Annotated in this window: 18 protein-coding genes; 8 read left to right on the plus strand and 10 right to left on the minus strand. The window is 60.1% G+C overall.

Annotated features, from left to right (window positions below):
* Both JK213_RS02105 and tkt read right to left on the minus strand, forming a co-directional pair.
* Entirely contained in the window at nt 1-2,874 is a 2,874-nt protein-coding gene (locus JK213_RS02105) for a bifunctional transaldolase/phosoglucose isomerase (protein ID WP_194261917.1), read from the minus strand.
* Nucleotides 2,875-2,886: 12 nt separating this feature from the next.
* The gene (gene tkt, locus JK213_RS02110) at nt 2,887-4,944 is read right to left on the minus strand and encodes a transketolase (RefSeq protein ID WP_194261916.1); all 2,058 of its coding nucleotides are present in this window, start codon (nt 4,942-4,944) and stop codon (nt 2,887-2,889) included.
* A 137-nt stretch (nt 4,945-5,081) separates the two neighbouring features.
* On the opposite strand from tkt, the gene JK213_RS02115 reads away from it, so the two are divergent.
* From JK213_RS02115 to JK213_RS02130, 4 genes are all read left to right on the plus strand, one after another.
* Nucleotides 5,082-6,086 carry an MBL fold metallo-hydrolase gene (locus JK213_RS02115; protein ID WP_194261959.1) on the plus strand — a complete coding sequence of 335 codons (1,005 nt, stop codon included), beginning with the start codon at nt 5,082-5,084 and terminating at the stop codon, nt 6,084-6,086.
* A gap of 65 nt (nt 6,087-6,151) precedes the next feature.
* The gene (locus JK213_RS02120) at nt 6,152-6,652 is read left to right on the plus strand and encodes an ankyrin repeat domain-containing protein (protein WP_194261915.1); all 501 of its coding nucleotides are present in this window, start codon (nt 6,152-6,154) and stop codon (nt 6,650-6,652) included.
* Nucleotides 6,649-7,716 (plus strand): histidinol-phosphate transaminase, encoded by a 1,068-nt coding sequence (hisC, locus tag JK213_RS02125; protein WP_194261914.1) that lies wholly within the window; start codon nt 6,649-6,651, stop codon nt 7,714-7,716. Before JK213_RS02120 ends, hisC begins: the two co-directional genes overlap by 4 nt.
* A 139-nt stretch (nt 7,717-7,855) precedes the next feature.
* The gene (locus JK213_RS02130) at nt 7,856-8,131 is read left to right on the plus strand and encodes a hypothetical protein (RefSeq protein ID WP_062029124.1); all 276 of its coding nucleotides are present in this window, start codon (nt 7,856-7,858) and stop codon (nt 8,129-8,131) included.
* 54 nt (nt 8,132-8,185) lie between these two features.
* On the opposite strand, the gene JK213_RS02135 is transcribed toward JK213_RS02130, so the two are convergent.
* On the minus strand, nt 8,186-9,004 hold the full coding sequence (locus tag JK213_RS02135; protein WP_194261958.1) for a glycosyltransferase family A protein: 819 nt from the start codon (nt 9,002-9,004) through the stop codon (nt 8,186-8,188).
* 79 nt (nt 9,005-9,083) lie between these two features.
* Here JK213_RS02135 and JK213_RS02140 point away from each other — a divergent pair, with 79 nt between their 5' ends.
* The 3 genes from JK213_RS02140 to JK213_RS02150 all read left to right on the plus strand — a co-directional run bounded on the left by JK213_RS02140 (nt 9,084) and on the right by JK213_RS02150 (nt 11,413).
* The gene (locus JK213_RS02140; protein ID WP_194261913.1) at nt 9,084-10,367 is read left to right on the plus strand and encodes an aminopeptidase; all 1,284 of its coding nucleotides are present in this window, start codon (nt 9,084-9,086) and stop codon (nt 10,365-10,367) included.
* An 11-nt stretch (nt 10,368-10,378) separates the two neighbouring features.
* Nucleotides 10,379-10,924, plus strand: a complete 546-nt coding sequence (locus tag JK213_RS02145) for a hypothetical protein (RefSeq protein ID WP_228125406.1) — start codon at nt 10,379-10,381, stop codon at nt 10,922-10,924.
* Between the two features lie 66 nt (nt 10,925-10,990).
* Nucleotides 10,991-11,413 carry a hypothetical protein gene (locus tag JK213_RS02150; RefSeq protein WP_194261911.1) on the plus strand — a complete coding sequence of 141 codons (423 nt, stop codon included), beginning with the start codon at nt 10,991-10,993 and terminating at the stop codon, nt 11,411-11,413.
* Here the strand turns inward: JK213_RS02150 and fliJ are convergent.
* Together fliJ and fliI are read right to left on the minus strand one after the other, a co-directional pair.
* Complete coding sequence (fliJ, locus tag JK213_RS02155; protein ID WP_194261910.1) at nt 11,404-11,829, minus strand: flagellar export protein FliJ; 426 nt, start codon at nt 11,827-11,829, stop codon at nt 11,404-11,406. The two genes, JK213_RS02150 and fliJ, sit on opposite strands and share 10 nt — an antisense overlap.
* A 13-nt stretch (nt 11,830-11,842) precedes the next feature.
* On the minus strand, nt 11,843-13,201 hold the full coding sequence (gene fliI / locus JK213_RS02160) for a flagellar protein export ATPase FliI (protein ID WP_194261909.1): 1,359 nt from the start codon (nt 13,199-13,201) through the stop codon (nt 11,843-11,845).
* Between the two features lie 189 nt (nt 13,202-13,390).
* Between fliI and JK213_RS02165 the strand changes: the two genes are divergently transcribed.
* Nucleotides 13,391-14,134 (plus strand): response regulator transcription factor, encoded by a 744-nt coding sequence (locus JK213_RS02165; RefSeq protein WP_211571261.1) that lies wholly within the window; start codon nt 13,391-13,393, stop codon nt 14,132-14,134.
* Nucleotides 14,135-14,189: 55 nt separating this feature from the next.
* Here the strand turns inward: JK213_RS02165 and glmM are convergent, their stop codons facing one another.
* From glmM to pal, 5 genes are all read right to left on the minus strand, one after another.
* Nucleotides 14,190-15,548, minus strand: a complete 1,359-nt coding sequence (glmM, locus tag JK213_RS02170) for a phosphoglucosamine mutase (RefSeq protein WP_194261908.1) — start codon at nt 15,546-15,548, stop codon at nt 14,190-14,192.
* Between the two features lie 96 nt (nt 15,549-15,644).
* Nucleotides 15,645-17,549, minus strand: coding sequence for an ATP-dependent zinc metalloprotease FtsH (gene ftsH / locus JK213_RS02175; RefSeq protein WP_099285457.1), 1,905 nt, complete (start codon nt 17,547-17,549; stop codon nt 15,645-15,647).
* 171 nt (nt 17,550-17,720) lie between these two features.
* Entirely contained in the window at nt 17,721-18,956 is a 1,236-nt protein-coding gene (gene tilS, locus JK213_RS02180; protein WP_249200371.1) for a tRNA lysidine(34) synthetase TilS, read from the minus strand.
* An 11-nt stretch (nt 18,957-18,967) separates the two neighbouring features.
* The gene (locus tag JK213_RS02185; protein WP_211571262.1) at nt 18,968-19,843 is read right to left on the minus strand and encodes a tetratricopeptide repeat protein; all 876 of its coding nucleotides are present in this window, start codon (nt 19,841-19,843) and stop codon (nt 18,968-18,970) included.
* Between the two features lie 147 nt (nt 19,844-19,990).
* The gene (gene pal, locus JK213_RS02190; RefSeq protein ID WP_062029150.1) at nt 19,991-20,470 is read right to left on the minus strand and encodes a peptidoglycan-associated lipoprotein Pal; all 480 of its coding nucleotides are present in this window, start codon (nt 20,468-20,470) and stop codon (nt 19,991-19,993) included.
* Nucleotides 20,471-20,557 lie beyond the last annotated feature (87 nt).

Consider the following 20,557-nt stretch of genomic DNA (forward strand, 5'->3'; position numbering starts at 1 on the left):
TTATGCTCCTGCCAGTGCTTCGTGGATTGCCGTTTCCAGAGCTTTCAGCCCGTCTTCCAGCGGTCCATCGATATGAACGCGAAGGGCGCGACGGCCACGGGCCGCGAGCACTTCGAAATCGCCTCGTGCCTGCGCCGCCTTGACAACGCTGAAGCTGAAACCATGACCCGGAACCGGCACATCCGCCGCATCCGTCGCCGTGACCTGAAGGAACACGCCGCTGTCGGGTCCGCCTTTGTAGGCCTGACCCGTCGAATGCAGGAAGCGGGGTCCGAATTCGGCGGCTGTCGCCACTTTCAACGTATCCCGCAGTTCCATACGAACGGACTGTGCCCAGTCCCGCGTCTGCTGATCGCGGCGGATATAGGCGAGCAGACCGACATAGTCGCCCGGCTTCACACGATCAAAAAGCGTCTTGAGAATGGAGACCGCATCGCTTTTGCTGCCAGCAGCTTCCGTGTTCTTCGCATCCGCGTAGAAGGACAGCGGACCATCCTTCGCGAACGGCGTTTCCGGCGGCAGCGAGCCCGTTTCGGCATAGGCTGAGGTCAGCTTGCGCGTTTCGAGCTTGCTGAACTCAACGTCGGGCTGATCGAACGGATCAATCCCGAGAACCGCACCAGCCACAGCCGTTGCGAATTCGAACAGGAAGAATGCCTGTCCGATCTGGGACGCATCGGCCAGACGGATGGTGACGACCGGCGCACCAGCGGCCCGCAGAGCGCCGAGGCGACTGTCGGGAACGTCGTCGCCCAGCAGAAGGTCCACGAAAATGCGGTCCGTTCCATAGACATCCGGCACGCCGAGTTCTTCCTCGTCGATGGGGATCAGGCCGAGGCCCTTCTTGCCGGTGCTTTCGGCGATGAGCTGTTCCAGCCATGCGCCCAGCGAAGCAATGCCGTCAGAGGCGAGGATCGTCACCTTGTCGCGGCCAAAGCAGTGCGCGGCATGACCGAGGATCAAGCCCAGAACCGCACCCGGATTGGCAGCCGGAGGCGCGCTTCCGTCACAGGATTCCACCATCAGGCGCGTGACCGTCAGCAGCTTGCGAACGTCAATGCCGCTTGCCGCCGCCGGAACGAGGCCGAAATTGGACAGGACGGAGTACCGGCCGCCGATTTTCGGATCGCCGTAGAACACGCGCCAGAAGCCGTTTTCCTCGGCCACTTTCTGCATGTGCGAACCCGGATCGGTGATGGCGATGAAGCTGTCACCCGGCTTCTTGCCCAGAGCCTGACCGGCCACCTGCCAGAAATGCGCGAACAGGATGTTCGGCTCCAGCGTACCGCCAGACTTGCTGGCCACGATGAACAGCGTGTTCTTCGGGTCGATGGCTTTCTCGAACGCCGTGACCTGCTGCGGGTCCGTACTGTCGAGAACATGCAGCTTCGGCCAGCCTTCGCGCTGTCCGAACGTCTCGGCCAGAACCTCAGGACCGAGGCTCGAACCACCCATGCCCAGGAGCAGGATATCCTTGAAGCCGCGACTGCGGACATCGCGGGCCAGAACCTCCAGTTCTTCGACGTTCCACAGACGGTCCTGCACGATCGTCAGCCAGTTCAGCCAGTCGGCTTCCGGGCCGTTCGTCCAGACCGACGGATCTTTCTGCCAGATCCGGCGCAGACCGCCGCTCTGGCTCCAGTCCTTTTCCGCACCGGCGACATCGTCGCGCAGTTCGGGCGGCAGGTCGGCGCTGACACGCAACAGACGCTTGCCGATAACGGCCTCGCGCTTGGTTGCCACAGCCGTCAGCAGAGTGTCGAACGACACGCTGAATGCCGCACAGCCTTCCTTGACGAGCTTCGTGGTCACGCCATCCAGATCCAGACCAAGACGTTTGGCCTCAGACAGAACATGCCGCGCCTGTTCGACATTCTCGGTCAGGCTGGCACGCGCTTTGCCGTGATCGCGGAACGCATCGAACGTTGCAGGCGGAATGGTGTTGACCGTCTCCGGTCCGATCAGCTCTTCGACATACAGAACGTCGGAATAAGCCTTGTCCTTGGTGCCGGTGCTGGCCCAGAGCAGACGCTGCGGGTTGGCGCCCTTTTCGGCCAACGCCTTCCAGCGCGGGCTGTTACGGACTTCGAGATAATACTGATAGGCCAGCTTGGCGTTGGCGATTGCAACCTTGCCGCGAATGGCCTTCAGAGCCTCGGCCTCCGCATCGCCAGCCGCGATGCGACGGTCGATTTCCCCGTCGATCTTGGCATCGATACGACTGACGAAGAACGATGCCACACTGGCAAGACGCGAGATGTCTTCGCCACGGGCCGCGCGATCTTCAAGACCGGCAATATAGGCTTCCAGCACCGCCTTGTAAGCATCAAGCGAGAACAGCAGCGTCACATTGACATTGATGCCGTCCGCGATGGCGTCACGAATGGCGCCCGTGCCTTCAGACGTCCCGGGGATCTTGATCATCAGGTTTTCACGCCCGACAGCCTTCCACAGACGCCGCGCTTCCGTGATCGTCCCGTGTGTGTCGAACGCCAGATAGGGCGAGACTTCGAGGCTGACGTAGCCGTCCAGCCCCTTGGTCTTTTCGAACACCGGATACAGAACCGCGCAGGCGGACCGGATGTCGTCGATGGCGAGATGTTCGTACAGATCGCCGGGGGGCAGGCCTTCGCCTTCCAGCAGCTTGCGGATCTGCGGATCGTATTCGGTGCCGTGTCCGATGGCCTTCTCGAAGATGGCCGGGTTGGACGTGACGCCCCGCAGGCCGTCTTCATCCACCAGCTTGCGGAGGCTTCCATCCTCCGTAAAGCTGCGCTGAATGAAATCCAGCCAGGGGGACTGGCCGTATTTCTCAAGCTCGCGCAGCACGCTGCCGACTTCGTTCAGACCGGTATTGGAGATTGTGTCTGCCACAGGATCTCTCCCTTACTTGCCGCGCAGGGCCTGACGCTTTGCTGCGTCAAGAACCGCTTCAGGCGTGAAACCGAATTTCGTGAGAAGTGCGGAGGCCGGAGCCGACGCACCGAACGTATTCATCGCGATGATCGCACCGCCGATGCCGACATACCGATCCCAGCCGAACGCCGCGGCCTGTTCGACCGCAACGCGGCCGATGATATCCGGCGGCAGGACGGAATCGCGGTATTCCTGGCTCTGCTCTTCGAAGAGATCGAAGCTCGGCATGGAGACGACGCGGGCCTTGATGCCCTCTTCTGTCAGCTTTTCGTAAGCCGTCACCACGAGACTGACTTCCGAACCCGAAGCGATCAGGATCACGTCGGGCTTGCCGTCACAGCTCGCCAGAACATAAGCACCCTTCGCAAGACCGGCGGCGGACGCATATTTCGTGCGGTCAATCGTCGGCAGGTTCTGACGGCTCAGAGCGAGCACGGCAGGCTTGTGCGTCATCGGGATCAGCGTCCGCCAGGCTTCGGACACTTCGTTCGCGTCGGACGGACGGATCGTCATGATGCCCGGCGTGGCGCGAAGCTGTGCGAGCTGCTCGATCGGCTGATGAGTCGGCCCGTCTTCACCCACGCCGATGGAGTCATGCGTGAAGATATACAGAACCGGCAGTTCCATGATGGCCGACAGACGGATCGGCGCCTTCATGTAATCGGAGAAGATCAGGAAGCCCGAACCGTAGGAGCGGATGCCCGACAGCGCGATACCGTTGCAGATGGAACCCATCGCATGTTCGCGCACACCGAAATGCAGGTTCCGGCCGCCATAGGTGCCGTTCCATTTTTCCGGCTGGAAGGAGCCGCCGCCCTTGATGTCCGTCTTGGTGGACGGCGTGAGGTCAGCAGAGCCGCCGATCATCCAGGGCAGGTTCTTCGCAACCGCGTTCAGAACCTGACCCGAGCTTGCACGCGAGGCAACGCCCTTGGCATCGGCTTCGAAAGTCGGGATGTCCTTGTCCCAGCCTTCCGGCAGACGATGCTCGATGATGCAGTCGATTTCAGCCGCAAGGTCCGGATGGGCTTCACGATAGGCCGAGAACAGCTCTCGCCATTCCGCATTAGCTTCCGCGCCACGCTTGCCGAGACCTTCGGCGAAATGCTCCTTCACACCGTCCGGGACATAGAAGTCCGGAGCATCTTCCGGCCAGCCATAGGCGGCCTTCGCACCCTTGATTTCTTCCGCACCCAGCGGCTCGCCATGTGCCGAAGCCGTACCGGCCTTCTTGGGCGCGCCGTAGCCGATGACCGTCTTGAGCACGATCATGCTCGGACGATCCGTCACTGCACGCGCAGCTTTGAGGGCTGCGAGAATGGCCTCGACATCGTTGCCGTCCGGCAGCGTCTGGACATGCCAGCCATAAGCTTCAAAACGCTTGCCCACATTTTCCGTGAAGGCCAGATCCGTCGACCCTTCGATGGAAATCTGATTGGAATCATAGATCCAGGTCAGGTTCCCAAGTGCGAGATGGCCAGCGGTGGACGCGGCTTCCGAAGCCACACCTTCCATCATGTCGCCATCGCCACAGAACACCGTGACGTGATAGTCGAACAGCTTGAAGCCCGGGCGATCATAGCGCGCGGACATCCATTTCTGCGCGATCGCCATGCCGACGGAATTGCCGCAACCCTGTCCGAGCGGACCGGTCGTGGTTTCTACACCAGCGGTAAAGCGGTATTCCGGATGACCCGGCGTCTTGGAGTTCAGCTGACGGAACTGCGAGAGATCCTCGACAGTGAGGGACGGCGCATCAACGACCTTGCCATCCTGAATATCCTTCACGCCTGTGAGGAACAGGGTGGAGTACAGCAGCATCGACGCGTGACCGACCGAAAGCACGAAACGGTCACGGGCAGGCCAGCACGGATCGGCCGGATCGTATTTCAGATCATGCTGCCAGACCGCATACATCGCGGGGGCGAGAGCCATGGCCGTGCCGGGATGGCCGGAATTGGCGCGCTCGACACCTTCCATCGAAAGAGTGCGGATCGTATTGATGGTGAGCTGAGGAAGCGTACTCATCGGAATGGAATCTCCGGCTTGTGACTGACAGGAAGAAACGCAACGATATCTTCCATACCTTCTGCTGCCACGGCATGACGCGAAGTCGCGACAGACGCAATGGCTGATCGGTAAACCATATTGTGAAACACGCTCTTGTGCTTGAAGACAACCTGCCACACTTCGACGGTCGTCATTACCGAAACCCCGAAGAATGGCGCCCGGACGAGACGCGAACGTCCCGCAGTCCCTCGCAGCGGATCGGGAACATCTTCCGCTGGCAGATGGGCCTCAGGCCACGCTGGCCGGATGCCCTTCCCCCGCAGAAACCCTACGATCAGGTCGCGCCTGCTCCGGGGGAATGCTGTGTCACGTTTGTCGGTCATGCGACCGTTCTGCTCCAGTTTGGCCGTGCAGGACGCGCGCCTCTGCGGATCATCACAGATCCGGTCTTTTCCGAACGCTGCTCCCCCTTCCGCAGTTTCGGTCCCCGCCGCGTCTGCCCGCCCGGCATCGCGCTGGATGCCCTTCCCCGCATCGACATCATCCTCGTCTCGCACTGCCATTATGACCACATGGACCTGCCGAGCCTGCGGGCACTGGCCGAACGTGACGATCCGCTCTGCATTTCCCTTCCGGGCAACCGTCGCCATCTGAAAAAGGCCGCTCTTCCGCGCATCGTCGAACTGGACTGGTGGGACGGCACGACTGATGACGGTGCCCGCATCACAGCCACGCCCGCGCTGCATGGAAGCGCACGCACGCCGTTCGATTCCAACCGCGCGCTCTGGGGCGGCTTCACAATCGAAGCAGACGGCCACACGGTCTTTTTCGCGGGCGACACGGCCTGGGGCAAACATTTCGACGCGATCCACCGTCGCTGGCCGGATATCGACCTCGCCATCCTGCCCATCGGGGCCTACGAGCCGCGCAACCTGATGCGCCGCGTTCACATGTCTCCCGAAGAAGCGCTCATGGCTTTCGATACGCTCGGAGCAAAACAGGGACTGCCGATCCATTTCGGCACGTTCCAACTCACCGACGAGGCCATTCTGGAGCCGCCCACCCGTCTGGAGTTCGCCTGCCGACCCGCGGGCCGTCCTTTCCGGGCGCTGGAAAACGGTGACAGCCTCACTCTTCCGTCAGTTGACACAAAAAGCTAAACTGCCCTCCGACATCCCTTCCCCGGATTTTCTGTCATCGGGGACACCGCCATGTGGAAACCGTCATGAACGCCCAGAACGTCACTTTCACGTCAGACCAGATCACCGCCCTGTTCATCGACGCGGCCCGTGAAGGCGATACCGACCTCCTGACCCAGTTTCTGGATGCCGGCATGGCCATCGATACGCCGGACAGCCGTGGCTATACCGCCCTGATCGTCGCTACCTACAACGGCCACACGGATGCCACGCGCCTGCTGCTGGACCGCGGAGCCGACACGGAAGCCACCGATCTCAAGGGCGCCACCGCACTTTCGGGCGTCGCGTTCAAGGGCCTGACCGAGATCGCGTCACTTCTGCTCGATCATGGCGCCGAGGTAGATCACGCCAATCATGCCGGTCGCACACCACTGATGTTTTCCATCATGTTCAACCGCGAAGACATGGCGAAAAAGCTTCTTGCCGCCGGAGCAAACCCGGACCTGAAGGATGCGGACGGCGTTTCGGCCCGTGATCTGGCCGAACGCCAGCTCATGACCGGCCTGTTCGCCGGAGCGTCCGCATGAGTCGTTTCTGGAACCGCCGCGTTCAGGATCTGCACCCCTATGTACCGGGCGAACAGCCCAGACTCGCGGACCTGCTGAAGCTCAATACGAACGAGTCTCCCTACGGTCCGAGCCCGAAAGTGCTTCAAGCCATCCGGGACGTGGCGTCTGACGACCTGCGCCTTTATCCGGACCCGACAGCGGCAGACCTGCGGGAGACGATTGCGACCCGGTTCGGCACCACCGCCGATCGCGTTTTCGTCGGCAATGGCTCCGACGAAGTTCTGGCCCATGCCTTCCGCGCGCTGTTCCACGACGACGCGCCGGTCCTGTTCTCGGACGTGACCTACGGCTTTTATCCGGTTTATTGCGGCCTGTTCGACCAGCCGTTCCGCCACATCCCGCTCAATGACGATTTTAAGATCGACATCGACTCCTACACTGGCGACTGCGGCGGAATCGCCGTCGCCAACCCGAATGCCAATACGGGAATCGCCCTGTCGCTCGAGCAGATCGAAACCCTCCTCAAGCGCCATCCTGACCGGACCGTCATCATCGACGAGGCCTATGTCGATTTCGGTGCCCAATCCGCCATTGAACTGACACATCGTCATGACAATCTTCTGGTCGTCCAGACGCTCTCAAAGTCCTACGCTTTGGCAGGACTGCGTGTGGGCTTTGCGATCGGTTCTCCGGAACTGATCGAGGGTCTCATCCGCGTCAAGGACAGTTTCAATTCTTATCCCCTCTCCCGCCCAGCACAGGCCGGGGCCATCGCCGCGATCCAGGATACCGAATGGCTCGCAGACATCACGGCCCGCCTCGTTGCGAGCCGCGACCGGCTGGTTCCGCAACTGCAAAATCTTGGCTTCCAAGTCCTGCCATCCTGTGCCAATTTCATTCTTGTGCACCACCCGGAGCACAAGGCCGGAGCCATCGCCGCAGCCCTGCGCGAGCGTGCGATCCTTGTCCGGCACCTCTCCACCCCGCGCATCCAGGACTGGCTGCGTATCTCGATCGGAACGGACGAATCCTGCACCCGCCTGACTGACGTTTTGCGGGACATCCTCTCCTCCCGATCCTGAATTAACCGGACGGTAATACCCCGTCCCCCATAATCATGAGCCAGACAGGGCCAGACGGGCGCGTTTCTGCGCCCTCCATTCCGTCATCTTCCGGATGAACGGGAGGCCCATGAATGTTTCATGCGGAAAGACCGAATACATGCGTGCATTTCAGGGACAGATGTCCGACAACCAGCCTATTCGCCGCAATCAGGCCGAAAAGGAAAAGCAGCTTCGGGACCTCAAGGAAACGATCGCTTCCATGAAGTCCCACACGTCTCCGACGCTGAAGGAAAGCATTCAGCGCCGCATTCGTGAGCTGGAAACCGAACTGCGCACCATCGCGCGCGAAAAAGCCGCGAAGGCCGCAAACCCGGACGCCCAGTCCGACCGCCAGCGCCGTCCGCCGCGCCGTAATACGATCCGTTCCATGTAAAGGATGGTCGCAGAGAGGCTGGTACGACAATTCCTCCGTACCAGCCTCTCTGCATCAAGACGCCTGAACAGCGTCCCCGTGTGTCTCTGACGCCCGGTCCCATGCCGGCCCCATCAAACGTAGCCTCGTAGAGTGCAGGCCGTCCGTCTCGGTCAGAACGTAATACGCGGTATATTCCCCGGTCGGTTTTCCCGGACGATCCATCAATGCTTTGAAAACATTGCGGTCCGCCGTCATCTGCGTTCTATCCCCGACTAAGGGCTGATTCCACATTTCCAGCGCTTCAGGCGCCCGTGCCCGGTCAATCATCAGGCAGTTCGGATCCACGAACCCGCCGTAGCTTTCGCGGAAAATCCCCCCTCCGATCCCGACCGACTCCCACTGATCCTCACAGATTGGTTTCAGTGTCCGCGGATGCACGAACCAGCGCCCTGCCCACGCCCAGTCCTGTCCTTCAATCGCCGCCAACAGAGAGGACAGATGGTCTGGCGCCCACCAGTTATCATCGTCGAGATAAGCAATGCGTGGAGCATTCGAAAGCTGGCTGAGCACGCTGCGCAATACGCCGCCGTCCCTTGCCCGCCCGAACCCTCCATGACGCTGTGATGTGGAATAGCCGGGCCAGAGCACTTCGACGGCCCAACTCGGTGGCCGCCCTTCGATCGCGCGTTGAATCAGATCGTCGGCACCGTCTTCCGGAGGGCGGTCCAAACCAATCATGATCTGAACCCGCAGATTTCCCGTCTGCTGAAAAACAGACTGGACCGCCCGGATAATGGTAGGCCTCAGAAGGCTTGGCATGACAACCGCCACATCGAAAGGGCGCTGGTCGGGCGTGCCTGGATCAGCGAAAATATGAAGTCCGGGTTTCATGTCCGGCACGATACTGCGCCCTCAAAGCCCTGTCACCTCACGCGCTGCTCTCTTGCACTTCAACGCGACAGGGCACACCATGAGGGTCAGAATGATCACTGCGAAAGAGTCCAACGTGTCCGCTCCCTCTACCTTTTCGCACGAACAGCTGCTCGACCGTCTGGGCGAGGTCGCCGTCCGCGTTGGCCTGAACATCTCGCCGGGCCAGCAGCTCCTCATTACCGCACCACTCACGGCCGTCTCACTGGTCCGACGCGTCACGGAACACGCATACAAAGCCGGAGCTTCACTCGTCACGACCTTGTATGCGGATGATGAAACCACGCTCGCACGTTTCATCCACGCCCCGGACGACGCCTTCGACGTCGCTCCCACATGGCTGGCTGAGGGTATGGCGCGCGCGTTCCGCGAAGGTGCGGCCCGCATGGCCATCACCGGCGCCAACCCGACGCTGCTCAAAGGGCAGGACCCCGAACGCATCGCACGCGCCAACCGCGCCAGTTCCAAGGCAAACCGTCCGGCGATGGAAATCATCACCCAGTTTGCCGTGAACTGGAACATCATCGCCTGCGCCACACCGGCCTGGGCCGAACAGGTCTTTCCGGATTTGCCCCCTGAAGAGGCGCTCGCGGCCCTGTGGGACGGTATCTTCAAAGCATCTCGCGTCGATGTCGCCGATCCTGTCGCCGAGTGGAAAGCCCATAACGCCGCCCTGCATGCCCGGGCGAAATTCATGAACGACAGCCGGTTCGACGCCCTGCATTTCAGCGGCCCCGGAACAGATCTGACGGTCGGCCTTGCGGACGGACATCTCTGGGCAGGCGGTTCAGAAAAATCTGGAAATGGCATCGTCTGCAACCCGAATATCCCAACCGAGGAAATCTTCACGACCCCGCATCGTAGCAAGGTCAACGGGCGCGTCAGCAGCACCAAGCCGCTGTTCCATCAGGGAACGCTGATCGACGAAATCTCGGTGCGCTTTGAAAACGGCCGTATTGTCGAAGCAACCGCCAGTCAGGGCGAGGACGTGCTCAAGCGGATCCTCGATACCGATGAAGGCGCGGCACGGATTGGCGAAGTCGCCCTTGTACCGCATTCCTCGCCCATATCGGCCAGCAAGATCCTGTATAGGAACACGCTGTTCGATGAGAATGCGTCCAGCCATATCGCACTCGGCCAAGCCTACACGAAGTGCATGGTCGATATCGAAGGTCTGACGCCGGACGAACTTCTGGAACGAGGCGTCAACGACTCCCTTATTCATATCGACTGGATGATCGGTTCGGACAAAATCGATCTTGATGGCCTCAAGAACGGCAACCGCGTGCCGCTGATGCGCGCTGGAGAATGGGTGCAGATATGACGTTTTTCCGCATGACAGGCCTTACAGGCCTTTTCGTCTCTGTCGCGATGCTGCCTCTGGCCGCACAGGCACAGTCTTATCCGCAAACCGGCTACCCCGCTCAGGGGGGAACCACAAGCCAGACCCAGATCGACGGTAGCGTGCCGCTTCAGGGAACCCCACAGCAGACTCCTCAGATTCCGCCGCAGGTCCGTGCCGATATGGAGCACGCCATGCAATATCCCCTGCCGCCGGACTTCATGACCCGTGCGGCGGCAACGATCGCCGAGCTTCAGGCCCGCAACATCCAGCCTCCCAACTCGCACGGCGCGGGCCTGGCCGAGACAATCAGCCGCATCAGCCAGATCCCCGGACTTGCGCCCGTCCTGCAAAGCCACGGCTTCACGCCCGAAAGCTTCGTGATGGGCATGACGACCTTCGGCATGACCCTTGCCGCCAGCAACGGCCAGCTTCCAGCCGGAATGCCAAGCCCCAATCCCGCCAATGTCGCGCTTTTCAAAGCGCAACCCCAGCAGGTTACGGCCCTGATGCAGGCCATGGGCAACCCACCCCACTGAATACGAAACCGCGGCCGTGTTTCCAGCAGGATGACATGGCCGCTTCAGTCTCCGAAAAAGATCCGAATGCCCATTAAACTCGACCCCGCACTCCTCCCTGCCCTGGATATCCTCGGCATGGCCCAGTCCGGCGCCCTTCTTCGTGCCGAGCGGGAGACGCCATCAGATGGTATTCCCGCCTTCGTCACCCGTGCGGGCTGGGACGAACTCGCTGCGACACATGCCGCAAACCACAATGCTCCCCACAGTGTGCTTCTTCCGGCACTCGAAAAAGCCGTCGCCCGTATTCTGACTCACGCAGCCCAGAACGCGTCGCAGATGGGCGAAATGACACCTGTCACCACGCTGCAAAGCGATCTGTTTCCCAGCGATCCCGATCTCGTCTTGGCCTTTGTTCGCGACAGCACCCATCCCGTAGCCTGCGCCCTGATTGGCACAATCACGCAGATTGAGGCAGCACTCCGCAGTCGGGACGCTGCTCAGGACTGACTGAACTGGCGAATGGCCAGTTCATCCAGCGCACTCTGTTCTTTTTTGCGCTCCGCCTGCCGTTCTTCCTCTTGTCGCTCCTCCTTCAGAGTTTTGACGGCTTCCATGGCAGCTCTCGCGATAATCAGTGCCGACCGCACGGTTTCACGATCCAGTGCGGCTTCGCGGCAACGTGCATGTGCTTCGGCAACAGCCTGCCGCCCCGCAGGAAGCCAGCGGCTGAAGGCTTCCACAGCACCATCCCCCGCTGTTGGACTGGAGGCAATCCGCTGCTCGCTCAGGATTTCTTCCTGAGCCGCCGACAGCTTTTCTTCCGCAGCCGTCTCACGCGCAACGGCCTCCGCAAAACTTCTTTCAACCAGATCAAGCTCCTGCTCACGCAGGGTGATGAGGGTGTCGAGAGGAGAGTGTTCCATCCTGAAGGATCCTTTACGCCGCATTTAAAGGAGTGGTTTGCGGAATCGTCTGCATAATCTGGGCCAGTTGTTCAAAAGCCTCCGCACGCGTCGATCGCTCGTTCCGCCCTTGAGACAGGAACTGGTTCAGCTTGGGCATCAACGTGATGGCCTCGTCAACCTCACGATCAGTGCCTAATTTGTAAGCACCAAGACGGATCATATCCGCCATACGCTGATAGGTCGCCATCGCTGCGCGCGCACGTTGAGTAAGGGCGTTTTCCTCAGGGGAATTGCATCCCGGAACCGCACGGGACAGGGAGCGCAGGACATCAATGGCGGGATAGCGTCCCTGTTCACCGATCTTGCGATCCAGAATGATATGGCCATCCAGAATACCGCGCACGGCGTCCGCAACCGGCTCGTTCTGGTCATCTCCCTCCACCAGCACAGTAAAGAGAGCCGTAATCATCCCCTGATCGGGATATCCCGGACCTGCGCGTTCCAGAAGGCGGGGCAGTTCGGCAAACACGGAAGGCGGATAACCACGCGTTGCAGGAGGTTCGCCCGCAGACAGACCAATTTCACGCAGCGCCATGCAAAACCGCGTCACGCTATCCATCAGAAGCAGAACCGACTTACCCTGATCCCGGAAATATTCCGCAATCGCCATGGCAGACAGAGCTGCTTCACGACGCATCAGCGGAGGTGAATCAGATGTTGCAATCACCAGAACACTCCGGGCCAACCCTTCAGGGCCAAGATCGTCCTCAATAAATTCTCGAACTTCTCGCCCGCGCTCACCCACAAGCGAAATCACGGCGACATCACATTCCGCCCCCCGCGCGAGCATGGAGAGCAGGGTCGATTTCCCAACGCCCGATCCTGCGAAAAGCCCAAGCCTCTGACCGCGACGACAGGTCGTGAACGCATCAAGAGCGCGCACTCCGAGATCAATCCGTTCTCCCAGGCGTGCCCGACTGGCCGCGTTAGGGGGCGGACACTGGATCGCCTGACTCTTGATCGCAGGGAACAAAGGTCCTTTTCCATCAATCGGCTGCCCCAGCGGGTCCACCACCCGCCCCAGCCAGCTTGAATTAACTCTCAGGCCACCGTCACGACGGCTGAGGGGAATTCTGGCCTCACAACCTGGGCCAATCCCATCCAGCGCACCAAACGACATCAGGCGCGCAACATCCCCCTGAAATCCCACAACCTCAGATTGTACAATCCGCCCGTCACGCGCCTCAACCGCGACTCGATCCCCAATCGTGATGAATCCATCGAGTCCGATCACGGTCATGCAAAGACCCACAACGTCTTTCACGCTTCCTTCAACCCAGTCGCAGGTGAAGTTCGTGAGCATTTCAAGCAGCTTGGCGTAATCGCTCATAAAGGCAGTTTTCGACCGTTTCCTGCGGATTATTCCGACTTCCCGACCCTACAACCCTATCGTTAAGAGGAGCTTAATGTTCCCCTTTAACGAGAATAATAATGACAATTTTACGATTTTTGATCCATGTCTATCGACAGACACAACCTTGGGTAGTAACCATTGGTTCACCAAGCCGGGAGTTGAAACATGCGTATCCTTCTTGTCGATAGCGATCAGTCCGCCGCCGCCACATTGTCCCAGACACTGCGTAACGCGACCTTTACCGTCGATCATACGCCCTCTGGCGAAGAGGCCATCGAGATGCTGCGCCACTACGATTATGACGTGGTTGTGCTCGAACTGATGCTGAACGATCTGGAAGGTTATGAAGTCATCCGGCGCGTTCGGGCAGCACGTATCACGACGCCGATCCTCGTCCTTTCGGCGCTGCTTCGCTCCCAGGCCAAGATCCGGGCTTTTTCCATGGGCGCTGATGATTACATGACGAAGCCTTATGACGCAGGCGAACTGGTCGCACGTCTTCAGGCCGTCATGCGGCGTTCCCGGGGCTTTGCCGAGCCGAAACTGCGCGTCGGCAATCTGGAGCTGGATCTGAACGGCAAGAATGTTACCGTCGATGGCGCAGCCTTGCATCTGACAGGCAAGGAATACGCCATTCTGGAGCTTCTGGTGATCCGCAAAGGGTCCGTCCTGACCAAGGACGCGTTCCTCAATCACCTTTATGGCGGCATTGATGAACCGGAAATGAAGATCATTGACGTCTTCATCTGTAAGCTACGCCGGAAACTACAGAATGTCGGTGCGGGCAACCTGATCGCCACCGTCTGGGGACGTGGCTACATCCTCCGGGAAGACGATGTCGCAGAAACGGTTGCGCTCGCCAGCCTGCCTCCAGCAGTCACCGCACCCATCGTCGAGGCAGTCGTCTGATCCTTTGAGATCAGACGACTGGCCTGACACGCATAACGCGTGATGTCAGGCGCTTTCAGACATGAGCAATGGCGCGAATGATATCGCAAACATGATCAACCACTTCATGCACGAGCGCCTCGTCTTCTGCTTCTACCATAACGCGAATCAGCGGTTCCGTTCCGCTGGCGCGCAGAACAAGACGGCCACTCCCGGCCAGGCGTTCATCCGCCCAGGCCTTTGCAGCAGCAAGGTCCGGACTGCCCATCGGGCTGGCTCCTGAATAACGGACGTTTTTCAGGAGTTGCGGATACGGCGTGAAGAAACGGCAGATTTCACTGGCTGGCCGTTTGGTTTCCACAGACACGGCCAGAACCTGTAAGGCGGCGATCAGACCGTCTCCTGTCGTAGCATAATCCGACAAAACCATATGTCCGGACTGCTCACCCCCGAGATTGGCCCCAATCTCGCGCATCCGCTCCACCACATAACGATCGCCAACCGATGTCCGCTGAAGCTCAAGTCCCTTTTCCGCGAGAGCTTTTTCCAGCCCCATATTGGACATGACGGTCGTAACCACAGTATTGCCGCGCAACCGTTCATGCTGCTTCCAGAAGGAAGCGATCAGACCGATGATCTGGTCTCCATCAACGAGATCGCCATTTTCATCCGCAATCAGAACCCGGTCCGCATCGCCATCCAGGGCAATGCCGAAATCCGCACCATGTTCCCGCACCGCCGCACACAGGGTTTCCGGATGGGTCGAGCCCACGCCGTCATTGATGTTCAGGCCATCCGGCTCACAACCGATCTTGATGACCTCTGCCCCCAACTCCCACAATGCTTTGGGTGCCACGCGGTAAGCAGAGCCATTGGCGCAATCAATGACGATCTTCAGGCCATCCAGACGCAACCCTCGTGGGAACGACGCCTTTGCGTTCTCGATGTAACGACCAGCCGCATCCGTCAGGCGGGAAGCCCGTCCAATCCGTTCCGGAGAGGCCAGTCGGGCAGAAAGATCCTGAGCCATCAGGTCTTCGATTTCGCCTTCAACTTCGTCCGAAAGTTTGAAACCATCCGGCCCGAACAGCTTGATCCCATTATCTGTAAAAGGATTGTGGGACGCTGAGACCATGACCCCAAGATCAGCCCGGAGAGAACGGGTCAGCATAGCGATCGCAGGCGTGGGCAGCGGACCAACCAGAATGACGTCCATCCCGGCCGACAGGAAACCCGCAACCAGAGCACATTCCAGCATATAACCCGAAAGGCGGGTATCCTTGCCCAGAACGACGCTGTGTCGGCGGTTCTGGCTCCGCATGAAGTACAGACCGGCCGCCTGCCCCAGTCTCTGCGCGATTTCAACCGTCATGGGCGCAGTATTGGCCGTTCCCCGGATGCCATCAGTACCGAACAGAGACCTCTTGGTGGCCATAATGAAAAATCCTGCCTGTCTGCCAGAAATAAAAAAGGCGCGGCACCGGGGATAATTTCCTCGATGACGCGCCCGTTGGTGCGATTGGTTGCTTGATTAACCCGCCTGAGGCGCCGGATCAAACGCGCCGGGACGTGTGGTCGGAACGGATGCACGACGGTTGTCAGGCACCTGCTCGTCATCCGCAGTCCGCTCGATAGCCTCACCGCGCATGATACGACCGACATCGTCACCCGTCAGCGTTTCATATTCCAGAAGCGCTGCGGTCAGGCGGTGCAGATCATCAAGGCGCGTCGTCAGCAGATCATGGGCCTGCTTATAGGCCGTATCGATCAGAGCTTTAACTTCCTTGTCGATCTCGCGCGCGGTTTCTTCGGAAATATTCTTGTTCTGCGTCACAGAATGACCAAGGAACACTTCCTGACCGTTATCGCCATAAGCAATCATGCCCAGCGTGTCGCTCATGCCCCATTCGGTCACCATCCGCCGCGCAAGATCCGTCGCACTCTTGATGTCGCCCGATGCACCGGCGCTGACTTCCTCACGTCCGAAGATGATTTCTTCGGCAACGCGGCCACCCATGGCGATGACCAGACGGGCCAAGCACCATTTACGGCTGTAGGAAATGTTATCTTTCTCCGGCAGGGTCATGACCAGACCCAGCGCACGACCACGCGGCACGATCGTCGCCTTGTGGATCGGATCACTGCCCGGAGTGAAGATCGCGCAGATGGCGTGGCCAGCTTCGTGATATGCCGTCGAGCGCTTTTCGTCTTCGGTCATGACCATGGAACGGCGCTCGGCCCCCATCATAACCTTGTCCTTGGCTTCCTCGAACTGTGCCATACCCACGGTCCGGCGCCCCTGACGGGCGGCCATCAGGGCCCCTTCGTTCACGAGATTGGACAGATCCGCACCCGAGAAGCCCGGCGTTCCCCGAGCAATCACCTTCGGGTCCACGTCCGAAGACAGGGGCACTTTCTTCATGTGAACGCGCAGGATCTTTTCACGACCGGCCACATCGGGGTTCGGCACCACGACCTGACGGTCGAAACGACCCGGACGCAGCAGAGCCGGGTCCAGAACGTCCGGACGATTGGTCGCAGCAATCAGGATCACGCCTTCGTTGCTCTCGAAACCGTCCATCTCGACCAGCATCTGGTTGAGAGTCTGCTCGCGTTCGTCGTTACCGCCCCCAAGGCCCGCACCACGATGGCGGCCTACGGCGTCGATTTCGTCGATGAAGATGATACAGGGCGCGGACTTCTTGCCCTGTTCGAACATGTCACGCACACGCGATGCGCCGACACCGACGAACATTTCCACAAAATCCGAGCCGGAAATCGTGAAGAACGGAACATTGGCCTCGCCCGCAATGGCGCGCGCCAGCAGCGTCTTACCCGTGCCCGGAGGTCCGACCAGCAGCGCACCCTTGGGAATCTTGCCGCCCAGACGGGTGAATTTCTGCGGGTCGCGCAGGAACTCGACAATTTCCTGAAGCTCGGATTTCGCTTCATCGATGCCGGCCACGTCTTCAAACGTCACACGACCGGTCTTTTCCGTCAGCAGCTTGGCGCGGGATTTGCCAAAGCCCATGGCCCGGCCACCACCGCCCTGCATCTGGCGGAAAACCATGAAGCACAGACCCACCAGCAGCAGAACCGGCAGGTAAGCGCTGGCATAACGCAGAATCGGGCTTTCTCCGCTGTCCATCGGCTTGGCGGTCACTTCGACGCCAGCAGAAGTCAGACGGCCCGGAAGGCTCGGGTCAAGTGGGGCATAGGTCTCGAAAGACGTGCCGTTCGTCAGGGTTCCGGAGACATTCTGCTCCTGAATCACAACCGAACGGACCTGATGCTGGTCCACATCGTGAATGAAATCGGAATAGGCGATCTGCTGGGCTGCATGCTGTCCGCCACCGGGCTGGAAGGCTGTCAGCACTGCCATTCCGACCACGATGATGACCGCCCAGATCGCGACGTTACGGCCTAAATTGTTCATCTCGCTCTCTGTCGTCCTTCAGACTGTTCCGTCAGATGCAGTACGGGATCACCCCTCACAACTGGCCGACCGGTCACATTCTGCGTTGACTCCATAACATAAGCCTCCGCGTCCACGATCCTACCCCATCAAGGGCAGGAAAACGCATTTCTTGCGATTTTGAGGATCTTTTTATGCTGTGAGATGATTTTCTCCCGTCACGGGAACCGCGACAGCCCAGACAAAATCGGCCTCACCGGGCATTTGCCCTATCCGTGGCCACAGGATCAGTCGACCCTGATGCCACACACCCGGAAGGCAGCGGGCAGCGGCATAGGGAATACCCAGCCTGCGCAGATCCAGTCCGTGCACGGCGTCACCCAAAGGTCCGATCACACTGTCTGCCGGAATATCACGCGTCAGAAGACGCCAGCGTCCGTCCCACACACAACCTTCCCGTGCCACAACCGGGGCGGCAAGAGCGCGTTCCTCTCGAACGAGGATCACGCCGTTGCCAAAGCGCCCGGCCGATTGAAGCTGAACTCCAGACAGCGTGCCGCATCCTTTTTCCAGCAACAGACGTACGGCCTCTCGCGCGGGGCGGTACGCATGTCCTGAAACAAGCCGGGTCAGAGCGGACAGAGTCTCTTTGTTCATCCCGGCCTGTTCCAGAAAAACCCATCCCTCGGGATGCCAGAAGGCATGGGATGCAAGATTTTTGGCCAGTACCGCCTCACGACTCCGGTTTTCCTGGCGTGCCGTCGTCAGATGAAGGGTCTGGATATCGTGTCTTTGCTCAGGCGTCAGATCCTGTCGCCACCGCACCCGCTCGAACCGTCGGTTGGCATTCGACGGGTCCTCGATCCATGGCAGACCCGCGGCTTTCAAAGTCAGTCTCAGGCGCGATGGGTCAAGCGTTAAAAGCGGGCGGCACACCCGGATACGCCCCCGTACGGCACTCGGTTGAATACCGACCAACCCCAGAGGTCCGCTCGCGCGCAGGCTGCGCATCCACACAGTCTCGTCCTGATCGCCAGCATGATGCGCCACAAGAAGATCCAGACATCCTGCTGCAACACAGGCCGCCTCCAGCGCCTCGAACCGTGCCTCGCGCGCCCGTTCCTGCAACCGCCCTTTCGGAAACGGCGCAAGTGTCAGGAGGCGGGCGGGTACACCCATGACGGCAAGCCGTTCAACCGTCAGTCGCGCTTCGGCAGCCGATTCAGGCCGCAGGGCATGATCCACTACGAAGGCCACGACATTGCGGCGCCAGCGCCGCGCCAGAAACGCGAGCGCCATGGAGTCGGCACCTCCCGAAACAGCAAGGGCGACTGGCGCGTCCGGGATATCAGGTGGCCAAGGGCCGAGACCTGACATCAGGCCCTGAAATTCGCATTCCCCGACCGGATGATCGGGTCCTGCTTCCAACAACGCGGGTTTCAGTGACAGGCCGCACGGCTCCGGAATGTCGTCTCGGCGCTCTTCACCCGCGGCGCAGGGGTTGGAAATTCCGATTTCAGCTTATCAAGAGCCTGACACGCGGAGTTCTTGTCACCCAGCGCCAGCATCGAAGCGGCCACACCCAACAGGGAATCCTGCGCCTTCTGGGACTTCGGAGCCTTCGTATAGGCGTCATAATAAGCGACCGCAGACTGGCGATACTGCTTCTGCCCTGCCAGAGACTGGGCCAGAAGGAACTGTGCATCCACTTTACCAGACAGACTATGGGCTGTTTTCACGGCAAAACGCGCATTGCTCTCCGCATCCGTATAGTTCCCGGATCTAAGAGACGCATTCCCAACCTTCAACGCATCCAGAGCGGTTTTCGGCGGCTCGGCGGCGTCCGGAGTAGCAGCGGAGGCTTTGTCTTCGACTGCCGCCGGAGTTTTAGCTGGAACAGGTGTCGAAGCCCCACCTCCGCCATTCTGGGAAGCAAACTGCATGTCCGAAATCTGCTTGGACACATTGGCCTGATTGTCGCGGACGGAGTTGCTGAGCTGATCCAGTTCGCCACGCATCTGGCGGTTCTGTTCTTCCAGAGCCGAAACGCGTTCCAGAAGCTGGGCCGTCAGGTTGCCGTCACCCGCCGAAACCGGAGCCGCTGCCGTCGCACTGGGGGCACTCAGGCCGCTGCCATTCTGAACCTGTGAGAGCTGCTGGCGCAGGGAGGCAATTTGATCCTGCAAAGCAATCGCTTCCCGTGAGGAAATTTCCCCGCTATCCGGCGCATCCTGTGCCACGGCCGGAAGCGCGGGCAAAAGGACGGAAAAAGCTGTGCCCAGAAAGACGGCACGCAGGGAACGGGACAGCACCATAACGGATCTCCTGAGACAAAAAACTCGCACTCACGGGCACGCAGGCGGGTCATGCGCGCAACATGCGCCCAGTCATAAAACAGAAACGGCCGGGGGATAATCCCCCGGCCGTTCATCATCCCAGTCCGTCAGGCCTGAAACGTCGATTCAGCGAACAGACGTGATGGCGTTACGGTTCTGTGCCCAAGCCTGCTCGTCGTCGCCATCGGCGGTCGGACGGTCCTTGCCGTAGGAGATCGTGGTGATGCGCGAAGCGCTCACGCCCTTGGCGACCAGATAGTCGCGGGCTGCGTTTGCACGACGCTGGCCGAGAGCAATGTTGTACTCTTCCGTGCCACGGTCATCGCAGTTACCAGCAACCTGGATGCTGACCTGCGGGTACTTGGCGAGCCATGCAGCCTGCTTGTCCAGCGTAGCGCGAGCTTCTTCAGAGAGCTGGGACTGGTTCAGCTCGTAGAAGACGCGGTCGCCGACATTGGCAACCAGATCGGCTTCGCTGCCGGGCGTCGGGCCAGCTTCCTGAGCGACGGCGCCTGCGCCGTTGCTGTCACCCTTGTTGGTGTTGCCGTTGGAACAGGCTGCGAGAACAAGCGCCAGACCAAGCGCGCCAAATACCTTGAACTTCATGTGTCTCAATCCTGAGAACGGCCCCACAGCGGGAACCGAATGCGGAAAATGCCGCGTTATTCCGGACCACCTCTTTCCTGTTCGGAA

It is taken from the genome of Gluconobacter sp. Dm-44 (assembly GCF_018256175.1).
GTDB classification, from domain to species: Bacteria; Pseudomonadota; Alphaproteobacteria; order Acetobacterales; family Acetobacteraceae; genus Gluconobacter; species Gluconobacter cadivus.

What these genes read in the sequence shown, in the direction of transcription:
- fliJ (WP_194261910.1), bottom strand. Translation starts at nt 11,829, where the DNA reads ATGGAACACTCTCCTCTCGACACCCTCATCACCCTGCGTGAGCAGGAG.
- JK213_RS02165 (WP_211571261.1), top strand. Translation starts at nt 13,391, where the DNA reads ATGCGTATCCTTCTTGTCGATAGCGATCAGTCCGCCGCCGCCACATTG.
- JK213_RS02130 (WP_062029124.1), top strand. Translation starts at nt 7,856, where the DNA reads ATGCGTGCATTTCAGGGACAGATGTCCGACAACCAGCCTATTCGCCGC.
- JK213_RS02140 (WP_194261913.1), top strand. Translation starts at nt 9,084, where the DNA reads ATGAGGGTCAGAATGATCACTGCGAAAGAGTCCAACGTGTCCGCTCCC.
- hisC (WP_194261914.1), top strand. Translation starts at nt 6,649, where the DNA reads ATGAGTCGTTTCTGGAACCGCCGCGTTCAGGATCTGCACCCCTATGTA.
- JK213_RS02145 (WP_228125406.1), top strand. Translation starts at nt 10,379, where the DNA reads ATGACAGGCCTTACAGGCCTTTTCGTCTCTGTCGCGATGCTGCCTCTG.
- pal (WP_062029150.1), bottom strand. Translation starts at nt 20,470, where the DNA reads ATGAAGTTCAAGGTATTTGGCGCGCTTGGTCTGGCGCTTGTTCTCGCA.
- ftsH (WP_099285457.1), bottom strand. Translation starts at nt 17,549, where the DNA reads ATGAACAATTTAGGCCGTAACGTCGCGATCTGGGCGGTCATCATCGTG.
- JK213_RS02120 (WP_194261915.1), top strand. Translation starts at nt 6,152, where the DNA reads ATGAACGCCCAGAACGTCACTTTCACGTCAGACCAGATCACCGCCCTG.
- glmM (WP_194261908.1), bottom strand. Translation starts at nt 15,548, where the DNA reads ATGGCCACCAAGAGGTCTCTGTTCGGTACTGATGGCATCCGGGGAACG.
- fliI (WP_194261909.1), bottom strand. Translation starts at nt 13,201, where the DNA reads ATGAGCGATTACGCCAAGCTGCTTGAAATGCTCACGAACTTCACCTGC.
- JK213_RS02150 (WP_194261911.1), top strand. Translation starts at nt 10,991, where the DNA reads ATGCCCATTAAACTCGACCCCGCACTCCTCCCTGCCCTGGATATCCTC.
- JK213_RS02135 (WP_194261958.1), bottom strand. Translation starts at nt 9,004, where the DNA reads ATGAAACCCGGACTTCATATTTTCGCTGATCCAGGCACGCCCGACCAG.
- tkt (WP_194261916.1), bottom strand. Translation starts at nt 4,944, where the DNA reads ATGAGTACGCTTCCTCAGCTCACCATCAATACGATCCGCACTCTTTCG.
- JK213_RS02185 (WP_211571262.1), bottom strand. Translation starts at nt 19,843, where the DNA reads ATGGTGCTGTCCCGTTCCCTGCGTGCCGTCTTTCTGGGCACAGCTTTT.